This window comes from Proteus sp. PR00208 (assembly GCF_016238545.1).
Taxonomy (GTDB): Bacteria; Pseudomonadota; Gammaproteobacteria; order Enterobacterales; family Enterobacteriaceae; genus Proteus.
Genome location: NZ_JAEHQE010000023.1, coordinates 44,940 through 61,042 on the forward strand (window position 1 = coordinate 44,940; position 16,103 = coordinate 61,042).

Annotated in this window: 15 protein-coding genes; 2 read left to right on the forward strand and 13 right to left on the reverse strand. The window is 39.4% G+C overall.

The window, feature by feature from the left end; genetic code table 11:
* Positions 1 to 58: 58 nt before the first annotated feature.
* Positions 59 to 1,048 carry a glycosyltransferase gene (locus JEP36_RS14855; RefSeq protein WP_198621042.1) on the reverse strand — a complete coding sequence of 330 codons (990 nt, stop codon included), beginning with the start codon at positions 1,046 to 1,048 and terminating at the stop codon, positions 59 to 61.
* A 378-nt stretch (positions 1,049 to 1,426) separates the two neighbouring features.
* On the opposite strand from JEP36_RS14855, the gene JEP36_RS14860 reads away from it, so the two are divergent.
* Together JEP36_RS14860 and JEP36_RS14865 are read left to right on the forward strand one after the other, a co-directional pair.
* On the forward strand, positions 1,427 to 2,800 hold the full coding sequence (locus JEP36_RS14860) for a type II toxin-antitoxin system HipA family toxin (protein WP_198621041.1): 1,374 nt from the start codon (positions 1,427 to 1,429) through the stop codon (positions 2,798 to 2,800).
* Complete coding sequence (locus tag JEP36_RS14865; RefSeq protein WP_196532870.1) at positions 2,797 to 3,174, forward strand: helix-turn-helix transcriptional regulator; 378 nt, start codon at positions 2,797 to 2,799, stop codon at positions 3,172 to 3,174. The genes JEP36_RS14860 and JEP36_RS14865 overlap by 4 nt, the downstream gene beginning before the upstream one ends.
* A 128-nt stretch (positions 3,175 to 3,302) precedes the next feature.
* Here JEP36_RS14865 and hycI read toward each other — a convergent pair whose 3' ends face one another.
* The 12 genes from hycI to efp form a co-directional block, all read right to left on the reverse strand.
* Complete coding sequence (gene hycI / locus JEP36_RS14870) at positions 3,303 to 3,803, reverse strand: hydrogenase maturation peptidase HycI (RefSeq protein WP_198621040.1); 501 nt, start codon at positions 3,801 to 3,803, stop codon at positions 3,303 to 3,305.
* The gene (locus JEP36_RS14875) at positions 3,800 to 4,210 is read right to left on the reverse strand and encodes a formate hydrogenlyase maturation HycH family protein (protein WP_198621039.1); all 411 of its coding nucleotides are present in this window, start codon (positions 4,208 to 4,210) and stop codon (positions 3,800 to 3,802) included. The genes hycI and JEP36_RS14875 overlap by 4 nt, the downstream gene beginning before the upstream one ends.
* On the reverse strand, positions 4,203 to 4,985 hold the full coding sequence (locus JEP36_RS14880; protein WP_072064386.1) for an NADH-quinone oxidoreductase subunit B family protein: 783 nt from the start codon (positions 4,983 to 4,985) through the stop codon (positions 4,203 to 4,205). Before JEP36_RS14880 ends, JEP36_RS14875 begins: the two co-directional genes overlap by 8 nt.
* A complete protein-coding gene (gene hyfH, locus JEP36_RS14885; protein ID WP_151436131.1) occupies positions 4,982 to 5,536 on the reverse strand; it encodes a hydrogenase 4 subunit H in 555 nt (184 codons plus the stop codon). Before hyfH ends, JEP36_RS14880 begins: the two co-directional genes overlap by 4 nt.
* An 11-nt stretch (positions 5,537 to 5,547) precedes the next feature.
* Complete coding sequence (locus tag JEP36_RS14890; RefSeq protein ID WP_109374271.1) at positions 5,548 to 7,281, reverse strand: hydrogenase large subunit; 1,734 nt, start codon at positions 7,279 to 7,281, stop codon at positions 5,548 to 5,550.
* 1 nt (position 7,282) lies between these two features.
* Complete coding sequence (locus tag JEP36_RS14895; RefSeq protein ID WP_198630396.1) at positions 7,283 to 8,851, reverse strand: hydrogenase 4 subunit F; 1,569 nt, start codon at positions 8,849 to 8,851, stop codon at positions 7,283 to 7,285.
* A 4-nt stretch (positions 8,852 to 8,855) separates the two neighbouring features.
* Positions 8,856 to 9,506, reverse strand: coding sequence for a hydrogenase 4 membrane subunit (hyfE, locus tag JEP36_RS14900; RefSeq protein ID WP_109374269.1), 651 nt, complete (start codon positions 9,504 to 9,506; stop codon positions 8,856 to 8,858).
* 12 nt (positions 9,507 to 9,518) lie between these two features.
* Positions 9,519 to 10,970 (reverse strand): hydrogenase 4 subunit D, encoded by a 1,452-nt coding sequence (locus tag JEP36_RS14905; RefSeq protein ID WP_109374268.1) that lies wholly within the window; start codon positions 10,968 to 10,970, stop codon positions 9,519 to 9,521.
* 6 nt (positions 10,971 to 10,976) lie between these two features.
* Positions 10,977 to 11,927: a respiratory chain complex I subunit 1 family protein gene (locus JEP36_RS14910; protein ID WP_006536164.1), complete on the reverse strand. Its 951-nt coding sequence runs from the start codon at positions 11,925 to 11,927 to the stop codon at positions 10,977 to 10,979.
* Between the two features lie 12 nt (positions 11,928 to 11,939).
* Entirely contained in the window at positions 11,940 to 13,955 is a 2,016-nt protein-coding gene (gene hyfB / locus JEP36_RS14915; RefSeq protein ID WP_198621037.1) for a hydrogenase 4 subunit B, read from the reverse strand.
* A 1-nt stretch (position 13,956) separates the two neighbouring features.
* Entirely contained in the window at positions 13,957 to 14,577 is a 621-nt protein-coding gene (locus JEP36_RS14920) for a 4Fe-4S dicluster domain-containing protein (RefSeq protein WP_198621036.1), read from the reverse strand.
* A gap of 954 nt (positions 14,578 to 15,531) precedes the next feature.
* On the reverse strand, positions 15,532 to 16,098 hold the full coding sequence (efp, locus tag JEP36_RS14925; protein WP_088494539.1) for an elongation factor P: 567 nt from the start codon (positions 16,096 to 16,098) through the stop codon (positions 15,532 to 15,534).
* Positions 16,099 to 16,103 lie beyond the last annotated feature (5 nt).

Sequence of the window (16,103 nt, forward strand, 5' to 3'; positions counted from 1 at the left end):
TCCTTTTATTTAATATACATTGAAAATAAAAAAGGCACATTATTGTGCCCTCTTGTGATCATGAATTTAATATTCTTTTTAATTTAAAATAGCGTCGACCTAAACGCCAACGTAATCTTAGATCTTTCGCATTTTTCCAGATCAGCGTCCATATCCCTCTATCAAAAAATTCTTTAATGATTTGTTTTTTAATTTCAATAGATTGAATAGCAACAATTGAGTGAATAATTCCCAAACCCTCTTTTGCGATTTGCCAATAACACGCATTAATATTTTGAGCCACTTTCTTATGTTTTTGATTAATAGCATCAAGCATTTCTAATATTTTCATGTAATTATGAATTGTTCTAACATGAATACTGTCATTAGGTGTTGCATGAGAAACCGATCCGGAATGAATCAAGTAATCGTAATAGCGTTCATCGATATATTTAACCCGTCGCGCTGTTAATAACACTTCAGTTGTCCACGGAATATCTTGATGATGTAAACCTGGTTCAAAATAATAACCATGATCAAGTAAAAATTCACGACGATAAATATTTAACCAAGTCACATGTAAGAATTTTTTAGAGTTTAATGCAATTTCTAGCCATTGCGGCCCCGTTAAAACGCCCGTTGTCTGCAAGCGATTAGATGGAAATATAGGTCGTGAAGGACGCCCATCTGTATAAACATAATTACCATTACAGGTTAAAATATCCAAATTATCATCTTTAGCTACATTAAGCATTCTGTCATACATATTAGGATGAATTACATCATCAATATCAGGAAAAACAATATATTGACCTTTTGAAATATTAAATCCAACATTACGAGCAACAGATACACCTTGGTTTTCCTGATCAATAATAGTGACTCGAGGAAATCTTTCTTTCCATTTTTGCAATATTTTAAGTGAATTATCTCTAGAGCCATCATTAACTAAAATGAGTTCCCAATCATTTAATTTAATAGATTGTAATCCATTGAAAAATTGAGATAAAAATCTCTCACCATTATAAATGGCGACGACGATACTCAGTTGAGGTATAGAAGAAGACATAACCCACCTTTTATATTCTTAGCTAAGAAAAGAATTTCTCCTTAAATAGTTAGTATTGAAAACAAGCAAACAGAGTAATTCACAGAGTTAATTACCCTTAATTCATTCTTAATGAAAACTTAATTTTTAACTAACTAAAGGTGAAAATGATATTTAATGAAGATAAGTATAATTAACTTCTTTTTATCTCTTATGAAGAAAGGGTTAAGGTGGTTTGTTTTTTAAAAGAGATAACTAAAGGGAAAATTAAGGTTAGCGTGGAGAATAAATGTTATTAGCAGGCATTCAATTTAACAATGCGTAATATAAGTTACAAAAAACTCATTTTTATGTTTTAATGAGTGAAATATCACTCATTGTATTTATAAGGCAATCAATATGGAAAAAGTAACATTACAAGCATTCCTTGATCAAGAATGGAGAGATATTGCTATTATTAACTTTCCTGATCATGATCGCACATTATATGCAAGCAAGTATGATATTACCTATCCAATCACTGAATTAGAGTATGAAACAAATTATTCAGTGGATTACCTGTATCAAGACGACAACCACTCTGTTTCTATTAATCATCCTGTTGCCCTTTATTTTGATGATAATGGCTCTCCAAGTTGGCTTAAATTTTTAGATGATATTGTACCTAGTGGAGCGAGTCGGAGATATTGGGTTCAATATCTTGATATTTCGAATTTGACTGTAGAACAACAAAACTATGAATTACTTTATCATGGTACTATTTCACCTATTGGTAACTTACGTGTAAAAGAATCACTGCCAGCCCCTTCTAACTTAAATGAACACCTTGTTTTTACTATTGATGATGTCAAAAATAGAGCCAGCGATTTTCTAGATTACGCACAACGTAAAGGCGCAGCCGCTGGTGGTGCAACAGGTGCCGGAGGCGAAGCTCCGAAATTGTTATTAAGATGCAGTGATAATGAAGAAGTTTGGATTGATACTTATCAAGATGATATATCTAACCATGATAAATATTACTTAGTTAAATTTCCGAGAGGAAAACGTTCAAGTATAGATTGTGATATTTTAAGAGCAGAATATCATTTTTATCATGAACTTACTGCAATGGGTTTCAATACTATTTCTATTGAAGGTATGCGTCTAGAAGAAGGAAATAATTACCCTTCTTTATGGCTTCCTCGTTTTGATATCAAAAGAGAAAATCATAAAGTTATTCGTTTAGCTATAGAATCTGTCTATTCCATATTGAATAAAGCACCAGGCACAACTCTATATCATGAAACAGTGATCAGAGAATTAATTGATAAAATTAATCAAAGTAATATGGTCACCCAATTTGATTTTCAATTTGATACAAACGATTTTATTATTGAATGGGTAAGGCGAGATTTATTGAATATCATTTTTGGTAATAGTGATAACCATGGTCGAAATACTTCTTTTATAAGAAACAATAACTCAATTTATCTTGCCCCTATCTATGACTTTGCACCGATGAAGGCTGATCCTGAAGGTATTGCTAGAACAACAAAATGGCATTCACAAAGTGAAATGGGAGGAGAGTATAATTTTATTAATATCGCAAATTCTTTATCTGATTTAATACCACAAGAACAGTTAATTAACGCGCTAAAAGAAACCGCCTTACAACTCATTACGTTAAAAGAAAGATTAGAGGTAAGAGGTGTGCCAATACAAATCCTCACAATGCCTTCATTTGGTTTTGATTTTATACCTAATAAACTAGAACGCTGGGGATTACTATCATGAGTAATGTCAAAAATAAAATCCAAATAAGCAAATCTCCGGCTAGAGTATCTAAAACACGTCAATCTGTTGCAACCGTGGACAGAAAAGAAGTGATTAATCAGATCATGTCTCAGTTGTTATTTGGAGAAATAAGCCAAGGAGAGGCATTAAAAATATTAAGAATAAAAATATTAAGTTTAAACCAAGAACGCTATGCAAAACTTATTAATATTTCACGCAAGACACTATCAGAAATAGAAAATGACAAAGGTAATTATTCTGCTGACATTATTAATAAAGCATTTAAACCATTTGGATTAAAGATTGGACTGATCCCTTTTTCTCCTCATGTCTTATTTTCATTACTAAAAGAGCACAGCAATAACAATGCGTAATATAAGTTACAAAAAACACTTTTTTTATAAATAATGACACTTATATCACTCATTAATGAAAAACATCCGCAAAGCGGATGTTTTTCTTTTTTATTTATATCAAAAATCGGTGGATACTTGTTGTACTTTTATTCTTCAATATCTTCTTCATCGCAGACTTCAAGCGCTGGAAAGTAATCAACTCTCCAAGACTTGATCCCTTGATACACTTCATCAACGGCATTTTTTACCGCTTCGGTCATTGGATAATAAAAACCAACGAGATCGGGTTGTATCCCTAAGAAAGTAATATCTGGAATATCATCTTTTAATTGATCGATAAGAAAATTCAGCGGCATATTATGAGTGCTCATAATAAACATTTCCGCTATGTAGTCAGGATCTATCACCCTAATCTCACCAGGGTTTAAACCAATATCTGCGGCATCAACAATGACAACACATTGAGGTTGTAACTCTCTTACTTGATAAGAGACATTTTCAGGCGCACTTCCTCCGTTGATAACAATCCATCCATCAATAGGGTTTGCTTCCATTAACTCAGCAAGCAGAGGGCCTGCACCATCATCGCCCATCATACTGTTGCCGACTGTTAATACCACTTTAGGTGCTGTCATTGCTTTACTCATGGCTTTCTCTTCACAATCAAATAAATAGCAGGCTCTGCGTGGATCTCACCCAGTAATTTAATCAGCGTTTGACTCCACTCACTAAAAATGGGATCTTCATTTTTGATAATAGGATCAAATGCTAACGCTAATAAGTGAGTATGCTCAGAGTTAATATTGATTTCGCCAAATGTTAGCAATCCTTGCATTTTGCGTTTGGCTTCACCTTCAGGTAATAAGTCAATCCATGCTTTATATTTTTCTAAAGGGCAGACTAGCTCTGTTTTTAAGCAATCAATCATACCCACATGGTGACCAATCGCGAGTGAGTAATACATGACCTGTTGCGCTTCCGCAGGAATATCATCATCGCTATCAACAAACTTTTGTCTTAATGACCAAAAGTAAACGTTAGCATCATCAGGCATAAATCCCCCCTTGGCTTAATGAATAAACAAGGCGTTTTACAATCTCAGATAAACGAGGATCATTCGCTTGTCGTAGCCATTCATCTACACGTCCGCTGACTTCCTGAATAGTAGCGCCTTCTAATAAGGTGAGGAAATGATCACTGATTTGTCTTCCCTGATAATAGCCAGCAAGACGGCGCGCTTCACGCTCAATCATCACGCGAGCATCTAAAGGAATCGAAGGCAGAATTAGAGAGGCTTTTTCATTCTCTACTTCAATGTGCGATTCGCCTTTTAATTTTTGGTCTAACAAGCCCAGTGCAACAGCAAATCCATAAATCGTCGCCGCAGGTGTTGGAGGACAACCTGGGATCCACACATCAATAGGCACGATAGATTCACTACCACCCCATACACAATAAAGATCGTGGAAAATCCCACCACCACAGCCACAAGCGCCATAAGAGATACAGATTTTTGGATCAGGCGCTGATTCATAAGCACGTAATGCAGGAACACGCATCTGGCGCGTTACTGCGCCAGTGAATAATAAAATATCAGCGTGACGAGGCGAGGCTACCACTTTGATACCAAAACGTTCAGCATCAAAAACCGGTGTAATTGCGGAGAAAATTTCAATCTCACAACCATTACAACCACCACAGTCAACACGATAAACATAAGCTGAACGCTGAATATCTTTCAACAATGTCTGCTTTAGCTTTTTAACCTGATCATCAAGGGTGATAGGCTGGCTAACATGATGATTAATGGGAATTTCTGGTAGACTCATTTTATTGTACTCCCAATTTCGCCCACACTAATATTTTCACGACCATCAGATAACAAGTTATGTTTACGCTTACATTCAGGGCAAGTTTCAAATTGTGGGCGCATCGCTTCTACGGTTTGCTCATCCCAGCCTGATTGCACTAATAGTTCCATCGCATATTCAACTGATTTTCTAGGCGTAAATGGTTGATGGCATTCACGGCAATTCAATAATTTAAAAGTGCCTTTAATATAAAGATCTGACTTTTTAGTCACTGCCGTTTCAAACATATCGGATAAAACAATCGCTCTTGTTGGGCAAACTTCTTCACAACGACCGCAATAAATACAGCGGCCAATGAATAATTGCCAATGACGCTCGCCTGTTTCCAAATTCGTTTCCATCGTTAACGCATTAGCAGGACATGCTGAGGTGCAGGCACCACAGACAATGCATTGCTGTGCATCATATTCAGGCTTTCCTCTGAAACCATCAGGTAAATCCAGAGGCTTAAACGGATATTTGGTCGTTGCTTCGCCTGTTTTGATTATGGTTTTAAACAATTTTAACATCGTTCATTCCCTCACTTGAGCGGCGAATTTTTACGTTCGATGCTGTAACGTTCAATTTCTTTATAAGAAACTGTTTTAGATTTACGTTTTTTCACATCGACGAGCGTTACCCTGTCAGTACAGGAATAACAAGGGTCAAGACTACCGATAATTAACGGCGCATCAGAGACGGTATTTCCTTGCAACATATAACGTAATACTGGCCAGTTAGCATAAGTTGCAGCACGGCAACGCCAGCGGAATAATTTTTGGTTATCACCCAACATACTCCAGTGAACATCTTCACCGCGTGGTGCTTCAGTAAAGCCCAGAGCAAATTTATATGGCTGATAAGTAAAGCCTTCGGTTAATAATGGACCTTCTGGCAAGTTATCTAAGGCATATTCAATCATTGCCATTGAATCCAAGACTTCTTTAATACGTACCATCACACGGGAAAATACGTCGCCACCTTCATAACTAAAGAGCGTCAGTGGAAGATTGCCATAATCTGCAAATGGGTGGTCAAAACGCACGTCACGTTTAAAACCACTCGCTCTTATCATTGGACCTACTGGGCTAAAATCACGAGCCACTTTCTTATCTAAGATACCAACACCAACAGTACGTTGTTCCATATTCGGCGCTGATAGCAATATATCCACTAATTCAGTGACTTCTTTGCGCATTTCTCTAACAAGTTGGATAGTCTTCAGACGCTGATCTTTTAAGATATCGCGACGAATACCCCCAATTAAGTTCAGGCCATAAGTTTTACGCGCACCGGTGAGCATCTCTGCAATCTGCATTGATTTTTCACGAATACGGAAAAATTGCATAAAGCCAGTATCAAAGCCTGTAAAGTGACTAGCTAAACCAATGTTTAATAAATGGCTATGAAGACGTTCAACTTCTAATAAGATAGAACGAATAGTATGCGCACGACGTGGTACTTCAATGCCTAACGCATTTTCAACAGAAGTCACATACGCCACACTGTGAGTAAAACCACAGATACCACACACGCGGTCTGATAAGAATGTCACTTCGTTATAACCCATACGGGTTTCTGCCAGTTTTTCCATACCACGATGAACATAGAACATGCGGTAATCGGCATCGACAATGTTTTCACCGTCTACAAATAAGCGGAAGTGTCCTGGTTCATCCGAAGTAATGTGCATTGGACCAATTGGCACAACGCGTGCATCTTGCTTACCTTCGTTCAAGAAGGGATAAGTTTCAACTTCAGTTGAGGGTGCTGGACGTTGGCGATAATCCATCGCATCTTTACGCAGTGGATACATCTCTTCAGGCCAGTCATCTGGAAGCACTAAACGACGTTCATCAGGTAAACCAACAGGGATAAGACCATACATATCACGGATTTCACGTTCACCCCACACTGCGGCTGGTACACGCGGTGTCACTGACGGAAACTCTAAAGTGATTGGGCTAACATGGGCTTTTACAACAACCCAGCATTTTTCACCCTCTTCCATTGATAATGCGTAATAAACAGCATAGTCCCCGTTTAAACTACGTTCGTCATTACCGAATAAAACAGGTAACCAACCGCCTAAGCCGTAATACAGATATTCCACCACTTCAGGGAGTGATTCCGTTTTTACTGTTATCGTCAATTGATCAGCGGTTTGTCGCTCTTCATCAAGAACGGCTGATGGGAATTTCTCACGAACCTTGGCAACGTAATCTCCGCCTAGTTCTTTTCCCTCTTTTCTACTGACATAATTTTGGTAGCTCACGTTACATCTCCTGAACCGATGTGGATGGATTGCTGATTAAAGCCGTTGGCCATGCATAAGTAGGTGACTCACTTTTATCAATATTCATCACGATATTAGCGGCATTTTCTAACAGCTCGCTGACAGGCTTAGGAATGTGAGTTCCCATTAACAGCATAAGTGCAATCAGAATGACCATTGGTAATGTGGTTAAAATTCCCAGTTCACCTTTAGCAACAACATCAGGTTTTGGACCAAAGACAGTTTTAGCCACCATACGAACTAGACCACCTAATACTACGGTCAATAACAATAATAATAGGATAGTTAAGCCAATGTGCTGAGAAGCTAAACCTGCCACAACAATCATAAATTCACTAATAAAGACATTGAAAGGCGGCATACCACCTAGCGCTAAAGCACCACCAGCAAAAAGGGCTGCACTTAATGGCATCACTTTAAACATGCCTTTCACGACATTTAAATCACGAGTACCATATTTCAATAACACGTTACCTGAACCACAGAACAACAGTGCTTTCGCTAAGCTGTGGTTTAAGGTGTGGAATAAAGCAGCCAAAATACCAATTGGTCCGCCAATCCCTAATGCGACGGCAATTAATCCCATGTTTTCCACACTGGAATACGCTAAAAGACGTTTCATATCACGCTGAATAAGAATAAAGAACGCCGCGATAGCAACAGAGAGGAAACCAAAGATTAACAATAAGTTACGTGTGAATTCAGTACCAATTGCCGCATCAATAATGATGTAGTAACGAATGATAATTAACAGCGCACAATTCAGTAAAACTGCTGATAACAGCGCACTGACAGGGCTTGGTGCTTCACTGTGTGCATCTGGTAACCATGCGTGCATTGGGAATAAACCCGTTTTGGTACCGAAACCGATTAAAATAAAGACAAAAGCTAAATGCATCAATGTTGGATCTAATTGGTCTGTATATTTCAACACTTCAGTCCAGAAGATAGCCTGATCTGGATCAGGCATAAAGCTTGCGGCATTGGCATAAACCAAAATAGTCCCGAAAAGACCAAACGCCACACCCACACTACAAATGATGATGTACTTCCACGCAGCTTCCAAAGAAGAACGTTGACCATAAATTCCGACTAAGAATGCAGAGCTTAAGGTTGTTGCTTCAATTGCCGCCCACATTAAGATCAAGTTATTACTGGTGATTGCCAATAACATGGTGAACAAAAAGAGGTGGAAGAAACCATAGTAATTACACAAAGTGCGTACTGAGATTTCGCCCTCATCCACTTCATGATTCATATAGCCAATAGAATAAAGCCCCGTTAAAAAGCCGATAATACCTAAGATGGCGAGGAATAATGCGCCGAGGCTATCCACATGAACCCAATTAGCAGCAGCCAATATTTCGCCATGAGACATGACATCTGCCACAGTCCCTAATGCAGCGATTAACAATACGGAGATACCAATAGCATGAATACCCGTCACAACAGGGCGCGCACCGGCTTTTAATAACGGACTTAGAAACGCCAGTATTGAAAATACCAACGGTGAAAACATTAAAATCGTTAACATGGTTGTTTGGTTCATCTCCTCACCCCTTCAGCGCGGTCAGTTGATCCACGTTCAGTGTGTTGAGCGTGCGGTAAATCTTACGAGCCAACACTGCCATCACAATCACAGCGAAGATGGCGTCAGTGGCGATCCCGATTTCGACCAGTTCTGGTGCTCTCCACGCCAATAATGCCAGTGTTAAGTGAGAGCCGTTTTCCATTAAACAATAACCAAAAGCTTGTTTTAGGATATTTCGCTGAGTCACGATACACAGCAGACCCAACATAAAATGTCCCAGAGAAACTGCGAGTGCAGGTTTCAAATCAACAACCATTGGTATTTGAATTGGCTCAACGACGAACCAGCTTAAGACCACAATCACTGCGGCTAGCAGCATTAATATTGCTGGGCTGATAACGCCAGCATTCGCACTAGGATCGGATAACTTACGGAATGCAAATCCTAGAATAAGTGGTACAAGCAGAACTTTAGTGAAGAAAGCGGTAATGGCCCAAAGTGTGAGTTGGTGTGCATCTAATGTATTGGCTAAAGTGACGAAAATCATCACTAAAACGAAAGATTGCAATGCATAGAACCAACAGGATGCAATTGGCTTTTTCGCGCCAATTACCAGTAGCGAGGTGATCATCATTAACCCCGCCAGATTGTTTACGATAAGTGCTCCAGTCATGATTTATCTCCCTTATCCTAGCCAAGTGACTGCGATAACACTGGATGCAAAGGACATAATAATCAGTATTCCAATTACAATTTGCATTGCCATAGGAACAGGCTGTCCTTCCTCAACTTCTGTACTTGGTTTGCCAGGAACGACACGACCAAACCAGTAGATAAACCAAGTGAAGCTAGCAACAGATTCAATCAGTACTAGCACCATAATTGGTGTCATCACCCAGAAAACACTCGACAGTTCAAAACCTGCGGCAAAAATTGGGAATTTACTAAAGAAGCCATTCATTGGTGGAACACCTGCGATTGCCAGCGCGGCAACACAGAAACCCACACCCAATAATGGATATTTATTAATTAACCCTTTTAAGCGCGGCAACATACGAGTACCACAGCTATAACTCAATGCACCAGCAACTAAGAAAAACAAACTTTTAGCGAAGGCATGGTTAAAGATATAAGCAATACCACCTTCAAACGCTTCGCGCGGTCCAAAGATTGAAATAGATAATGCAAGGAAGATATAAGAGAGCTGAGTGATAGTTGACCATGCTAACAAGCGTTTCATATCTTTTTGTGGCAGATACATCATAAAGCCATAAATCAACGTGATAACCGCCATGGTAATACCCACCCAACCAATAAGGTGAGGAACATCACCATCTGCTGACATAATCGCACGAGCAAAGATGTAAACACCGACTTTTACCATTGACGCGGCGTGTAAGTAAGCACTCACAGGAGTTGGTGCTTCCATCGCATCAGGTAACCAAGCTTGCAGTGGTAATTGCGCTGATTTACCCCAAGCAGCAAAGAGAATTCCACCAAATACAATCAGTTTGGTTGGCTCATCTAAGGTTGCAATTGCGGTTAATTCAAATGTCCCCGTACTCACAAACAGAGTTGCAGCTGCGAGATAAAGACCGATTGAAGCAACGTGAGTGATCAACAACGCTTTCATTGCTGAACGGAGCGATTTTTCAGATTGGTAGTAACCGATTAATCCCCAAGAACATCCCCCGGTGATTTCGAAAAACAGGAGTTGCCCCAGAATAGTCGATGAAAGGACTAACCCCGCCATTGCACCAATAAAAATCAACAAAAAGGCATAATAGCGACGAGTACCATCATGTGGATGCTCGCGGTTGCCATTGGTTAGATAGCCAGTGGAGTAAAAACTCACCAACAATCCTAAGAACACAACAGCGAAAGCAATCAATGTACTGACACGATCAATGGTAAAACCAAAGAGCGCAACATCGCCATATTGTACTAGCGTAATTGTGGTATCGACTTTACCTTCAGCGAGGAACTGCCAACCTAAAACAACCGTTCCTAATGTGGCTAATAAAGCGAACAGTGTACATAACCACTTCGCCATCCGATTTGGCATTAAGGACGTAATCAACGCCCCCGCAAATGGGATGAGTAAGGTCGCAAGAGCTATATTTTCCATTGTAATCATCGCTCCTTATAGACCGGTTAAATAGAAAACAAGAGCCAGTGCCGCAACACCGAATCCTAACCATGTCACATGGTGAGTCAGTAAGAAGCGACCACGCGCTAAACTGTTTTCAACCAATGACGCTAATACAAACACCACTAACAATTTTACTGCCATTAAAACTAACGCAATGATCAGTGCAATAAAGGTGAATTCTGTTGCTTTACCAAAAGGAATAAATATGGCTAAGAACAGTTCAGCCACTACCACTTGTTTTAACCCAAGACCCAGTTTCACCATGGCAAAACCAGAGCCTGAATATTCAGTTAATGGTCCTTCTTGTAACTCTTGCTCAGCTTCTGCAACGTCGAATGGCATTTTTCCCATTTCGATAAATGCAGCAAAAGCACAAGCTAATAAGGCTAACAGTGTGGCAGTTGGTGATACCCACCCTTGAGCAAGTGTTGCACTAATAGTGCCGACGTTGGTTGAACCCACAATTAAAGCCACCACAATCAGTGATAACACTAAGATAGGCTCTACTAACACACCCAGAGTTAATTCACGGCTAGCACCAATACCAGCAAATGGGCTTCCTGAATCCAGACCCGATAAAGAGAAGAAGAAACGATAAAGTGCAAACAGATAAATCAGTGCGATAAGATCGGCTGCACCCGCAAACAGTGACGTTGCGGTAAAGACAGGCAGTGCCATTGCAACCACCAGCATGCTGCCAAGTAATACATAAGGCATCACTTGGAAGATCACGCCAGATTGCTCAGGTGCTACTGATTGACGTTTAAATAACTTAAAGATATCTCGATAATCTTGCAAAATCCCAGGGCCTTGACGCGAATGCATCTTGGCGCGAATTGTGCGCGAAATACCTGTACATAATGGGGTTATCGCCAACAAAAAGAGTGCTTGTATTAGTGCGAATATACCCATCATTAACGTAGGTGCTTCTTGGAAAGTCATAAGTCCCTCTCCTTACGCTGCGATGACTAAAAGCAAGATGACCAGCGCTGCAACAACGTATAGACAATAGAGTCTGAAATCCCCGCCTTGTAGGCATTGGATACGTTTTGCAAAACGTTGGATACCACGAACCAGAGGATAAATAATGCGTTCATCCCAGAATGGTTCGACCTTTTCAGCACCGAGCTGTGTTTTATTAAAACCACGAGACAGCAATGGAGATGGATCAAGTTGTTTACGCATACGATAAAGTGGTGCAAACATGCTGCGTAATGCTTGAGTAAAGCCACCTGCTGACACTGCCATATCTTTTTCCCACACATAACCACACGCCCAAGGATTACCTTTACGACGAAACGCAGGTTGATTGCCTTTTAGGCCGAGGTAAATCAGGAATGGGATAAGCGGTAGAGCAATTAATAAAACAAATGTTAATGCTGGAGAGAACATTGCTTGTGATGCAGTATCAGGAACAAGCATTGAGCCTTGAGCCACAGTTAATGCGCTGGTTTCGCTAAGAGACATTGCAATATTGGCAATGATTGGTGCAACAAAAGCAGCTCCCACACCTAACACAACACAGAAAAGTGCTAATAAACCCATCGCAATCGTCATTGGTAGTGGTACTTCTTTTGCTTTTGTTGCTTGCTCACTACGAGGACCGCCACAGAAGCTAACACCATAGACTTTAACGAAACACATTGCCGCTAATGCCCCTGTAATTGCCAGCATAATAATGGCAATAGGACCACTTAAGCGCATCACAAAGTTACCTTCGTAACTCATCGTAAATAGAGACTGATAGGTATACCATTCACTAACAAAACCGTTTAATGGTGGTAACGCTGAAATCGCCATACAACCAATTAAGAATGCCGTTGCAGTGTAAGGCATCAGTTTGGCTAACCCACCCATTTTGTCCATATCACGAGTGTGAATTTGATTAATAATGGCGCCAGCTCCGAGGAATAATAATCCTTTAAACACCGCATGGTTTAATAAGTGATATAAAGCACCTAACAGGCCAAGTGCGGCAATAACAGGATGATCTGTTGCCATTCCTACCATACCGACACCAACACCCATTAAAATGATGCCGATATTTTCAACGGTATGCCATGCAAGTAAACGTTTTAAATCGTGCTCTGCTAATGCGTACATAACACCCAATACAGAAGAAACCGCACCGAATGCGAGGACGACAATTCCCCACCACATTTCAGTAGCACCCAACAAATCGATACCGACTTTAATTATCCCGAAGATACCAATTTTAACCATTACACCTGACATTAATGCCGATGCATGTGAAGGTGCTGCGGGGTGAGCTTTTGGTAACCAACTGTGTAATGGCAACATACCGGCTTTGGCACCAAAACCAAAGAAGCCCAGTAAAAAAACCACAGAGGCCATCGCAGGAGAAAGAGAGAGTTGACGGAATGAATCAAAATCAAGGCTACCACTTTCACGCCACATCAAGAAGAAGGCAATCATGATTAACACGGAGCCTGCGTGAGCAATAAAGAAGTAGAGTAAACCTGCGTGAATAGATTCGTCATCTTGGTCAGCAATAACTAAGAACCAAGAGGCCAGTGACATCATTTCGAACAGGATAATAAAGTAGAACGCATTATCCATCACCACTAAGCCAACCATAGAAGCAATAAACAGATTCATAAAAAATCCCATGCTCCAAGCGCCGCGTCCTTTATATTCTTGCACATAAGCAAGAGAATAAAGCGCACACACGCTGACCAGTAATGAAATGACGAACACCATAAAGGCGCCTAACATATCCATGCGCACCACAAAGGCGGCAAAATCGAAAGGCCCTGCGGCGGTAAAAGTAGCGATTTCACCACCAAAAATAACCGGTAATGCACTTAAAATACCTAAGACACCACCAATGATTGCGCTGATCCCTGAAATAAGGATTGCCAACCCTTCCTGTTTTTTTAAAAACAGTGCAATAACGCCACCAACAACATACAGGATGACTGACCACAGCAGTAACTGAAGAGGTTCCATATTACTTCCGCTCCTGTGTCAAAGTAGATAAATCGTCAAGATTCGTAATGGGTTCCATCACAGAGCCTAAGCGACGCGTTTTCATCTGCTCTTCAAGTTTGTCTTCTTCAACTAAATGCAATGCATCGGTTGGACATACGTTGACACAAGCAGGGCCTTCATCAGAGAAAGCACATAAATCACATTTCACTGCGATTGCGCGGATACCTGCATTCCATGCAAGGAATGGGTTGGTTGTTGGAAGACTTGCTGGCACATCTGCCAACATTTCTTCAGGCACAAAGTGTTCAAAAACAGCCGGTAAGTTAACGGGTTTACTACCTGATGGTGTAATTGCACCAAAAGGACAAACTAGACCACACAACTTACAGCCAATACACAGGCTCTCATTAAGAAAGATCATATTATCTTCATGAGTGATGGCATTGACTGGGCACACGCGAGCACAAGGAGCATCCTCACAGTGCCGACAAAGCATCGGTGCTGTCTGATCCTCCACTTTTACCACTGTAAGACGCGGATGCGCCTGTAAACCCACAGCTTGGTGAACTTCTGAGCAAGCTGCCATACAGGTATTACACCCTATGCATCGTTGTGGCTCTGCAATTACAAAGCGATTCATTCGCCACATCCTCCGAGAAAAACGTTTAACAGCATTACTGTCGTCAATTTTTCTTTAGATAAAGCATATTTCATGCCAAGAGAGGATTTAATTTATTTATGATAAAAATCATTAAGATAGAAACACAAGAAGGAACTAAGAATGACATATCGACAATAATGACGTTGACACTTAACTAGAGTGTAAGAAATGAAATGAGACAGATAAAAATCGATTTTTTCTGCTTAATTGGCGTTATTACTCAAATACCATAATATTTGATAGAGTTTTATTTAGTGTTAGCAATTATTTTATTTCAGAGTTAAAAGCATTAACCGAAAATGATTATTTTAAACTAAATAATAATCTAGTTAATGATTCAATTATCGTTATTTAGGGATAGAAAATTAATAATAAAAGAGAGATGAAAAGATATGAGATTTTATTTAAAAAACCTAATTTAGTTAATATTAATCACAGAATAAAAGAAAAGAAGAAAAAAATAAAAGAGATATATCAAAGTAAATGTCTATATTGAAAGGGTTTCCCTAGTACAACTAAAATATAAAATAAAGATCAATAATATTACAGGATTAATGTTTTTATCTATACTCTTCAATATCTCTTAAAGGAAAGTCAAAATAACTTAAATAAATATTGCTGTGGATTGTCTTTACCAAAACAACCTACACGCTTATTTTAAAAAAATGGTTATTTTTTACCAATTCCAATATTGAATATCACATTCTATTTTGGCATCAGGAATAATGAAGGGGTAAATAAGTTAGAAACAAAATAATAACACATAAAATTAAATAATGCAGTAATACAAATCACTCAAATTTTTAGAAAGAAAATACTACCTATTAATCAATATTTATAAATTAAAATAAAAAAATACCGCAGATATTTAACATTATCTGCGGTAATTATTTATTGTGCTTATCGTTTCGCTCAGTAAAATAACCTATGCGATTATTTTACGCGCGATACGTATTCACCTGAACGAGTATCAACTTTGATAACTTCACCGATTTGTACAAACAGTGGAACTTTAACAACCGCACCAGTGCTTAATGTTGCTGGTTTACCACCTGTACCTGCGGTGTCACCTTTCAGGCCTGGATCAGTATCAACGATTTCTAATTCAACAAAGTTTGGTGGAACAACAGCGATAGGACGACCATCCCACAGTGTTACGATACACTCAGCTTGGTCAATCAGCCATTTAGCATTTTCGCCAACAGCTTTCTCGTCTGCTGCTAATTGTTCGAAGGTTTCGTTGTTCATGAAATGCCAGAACTCACCGTCGTTGTACAGGTAAGTTAAGTTGATATCCATGACATCAGCACCATCTGCTGAATCAGTAGATTTAAATGTTTTTTCCAGTAATTTGTTAGAAATCAGTTTACGCAGACGCACACGAGCAAATGCCTGACCTTTACCTGGTTTAACAAATTCACATTCAGTAATGACGGCTGGCTCGCCATCTAACATGATTTTAAGACCTGAACGAAAATCGTTGGTATTATAAGAAGCCATGAATA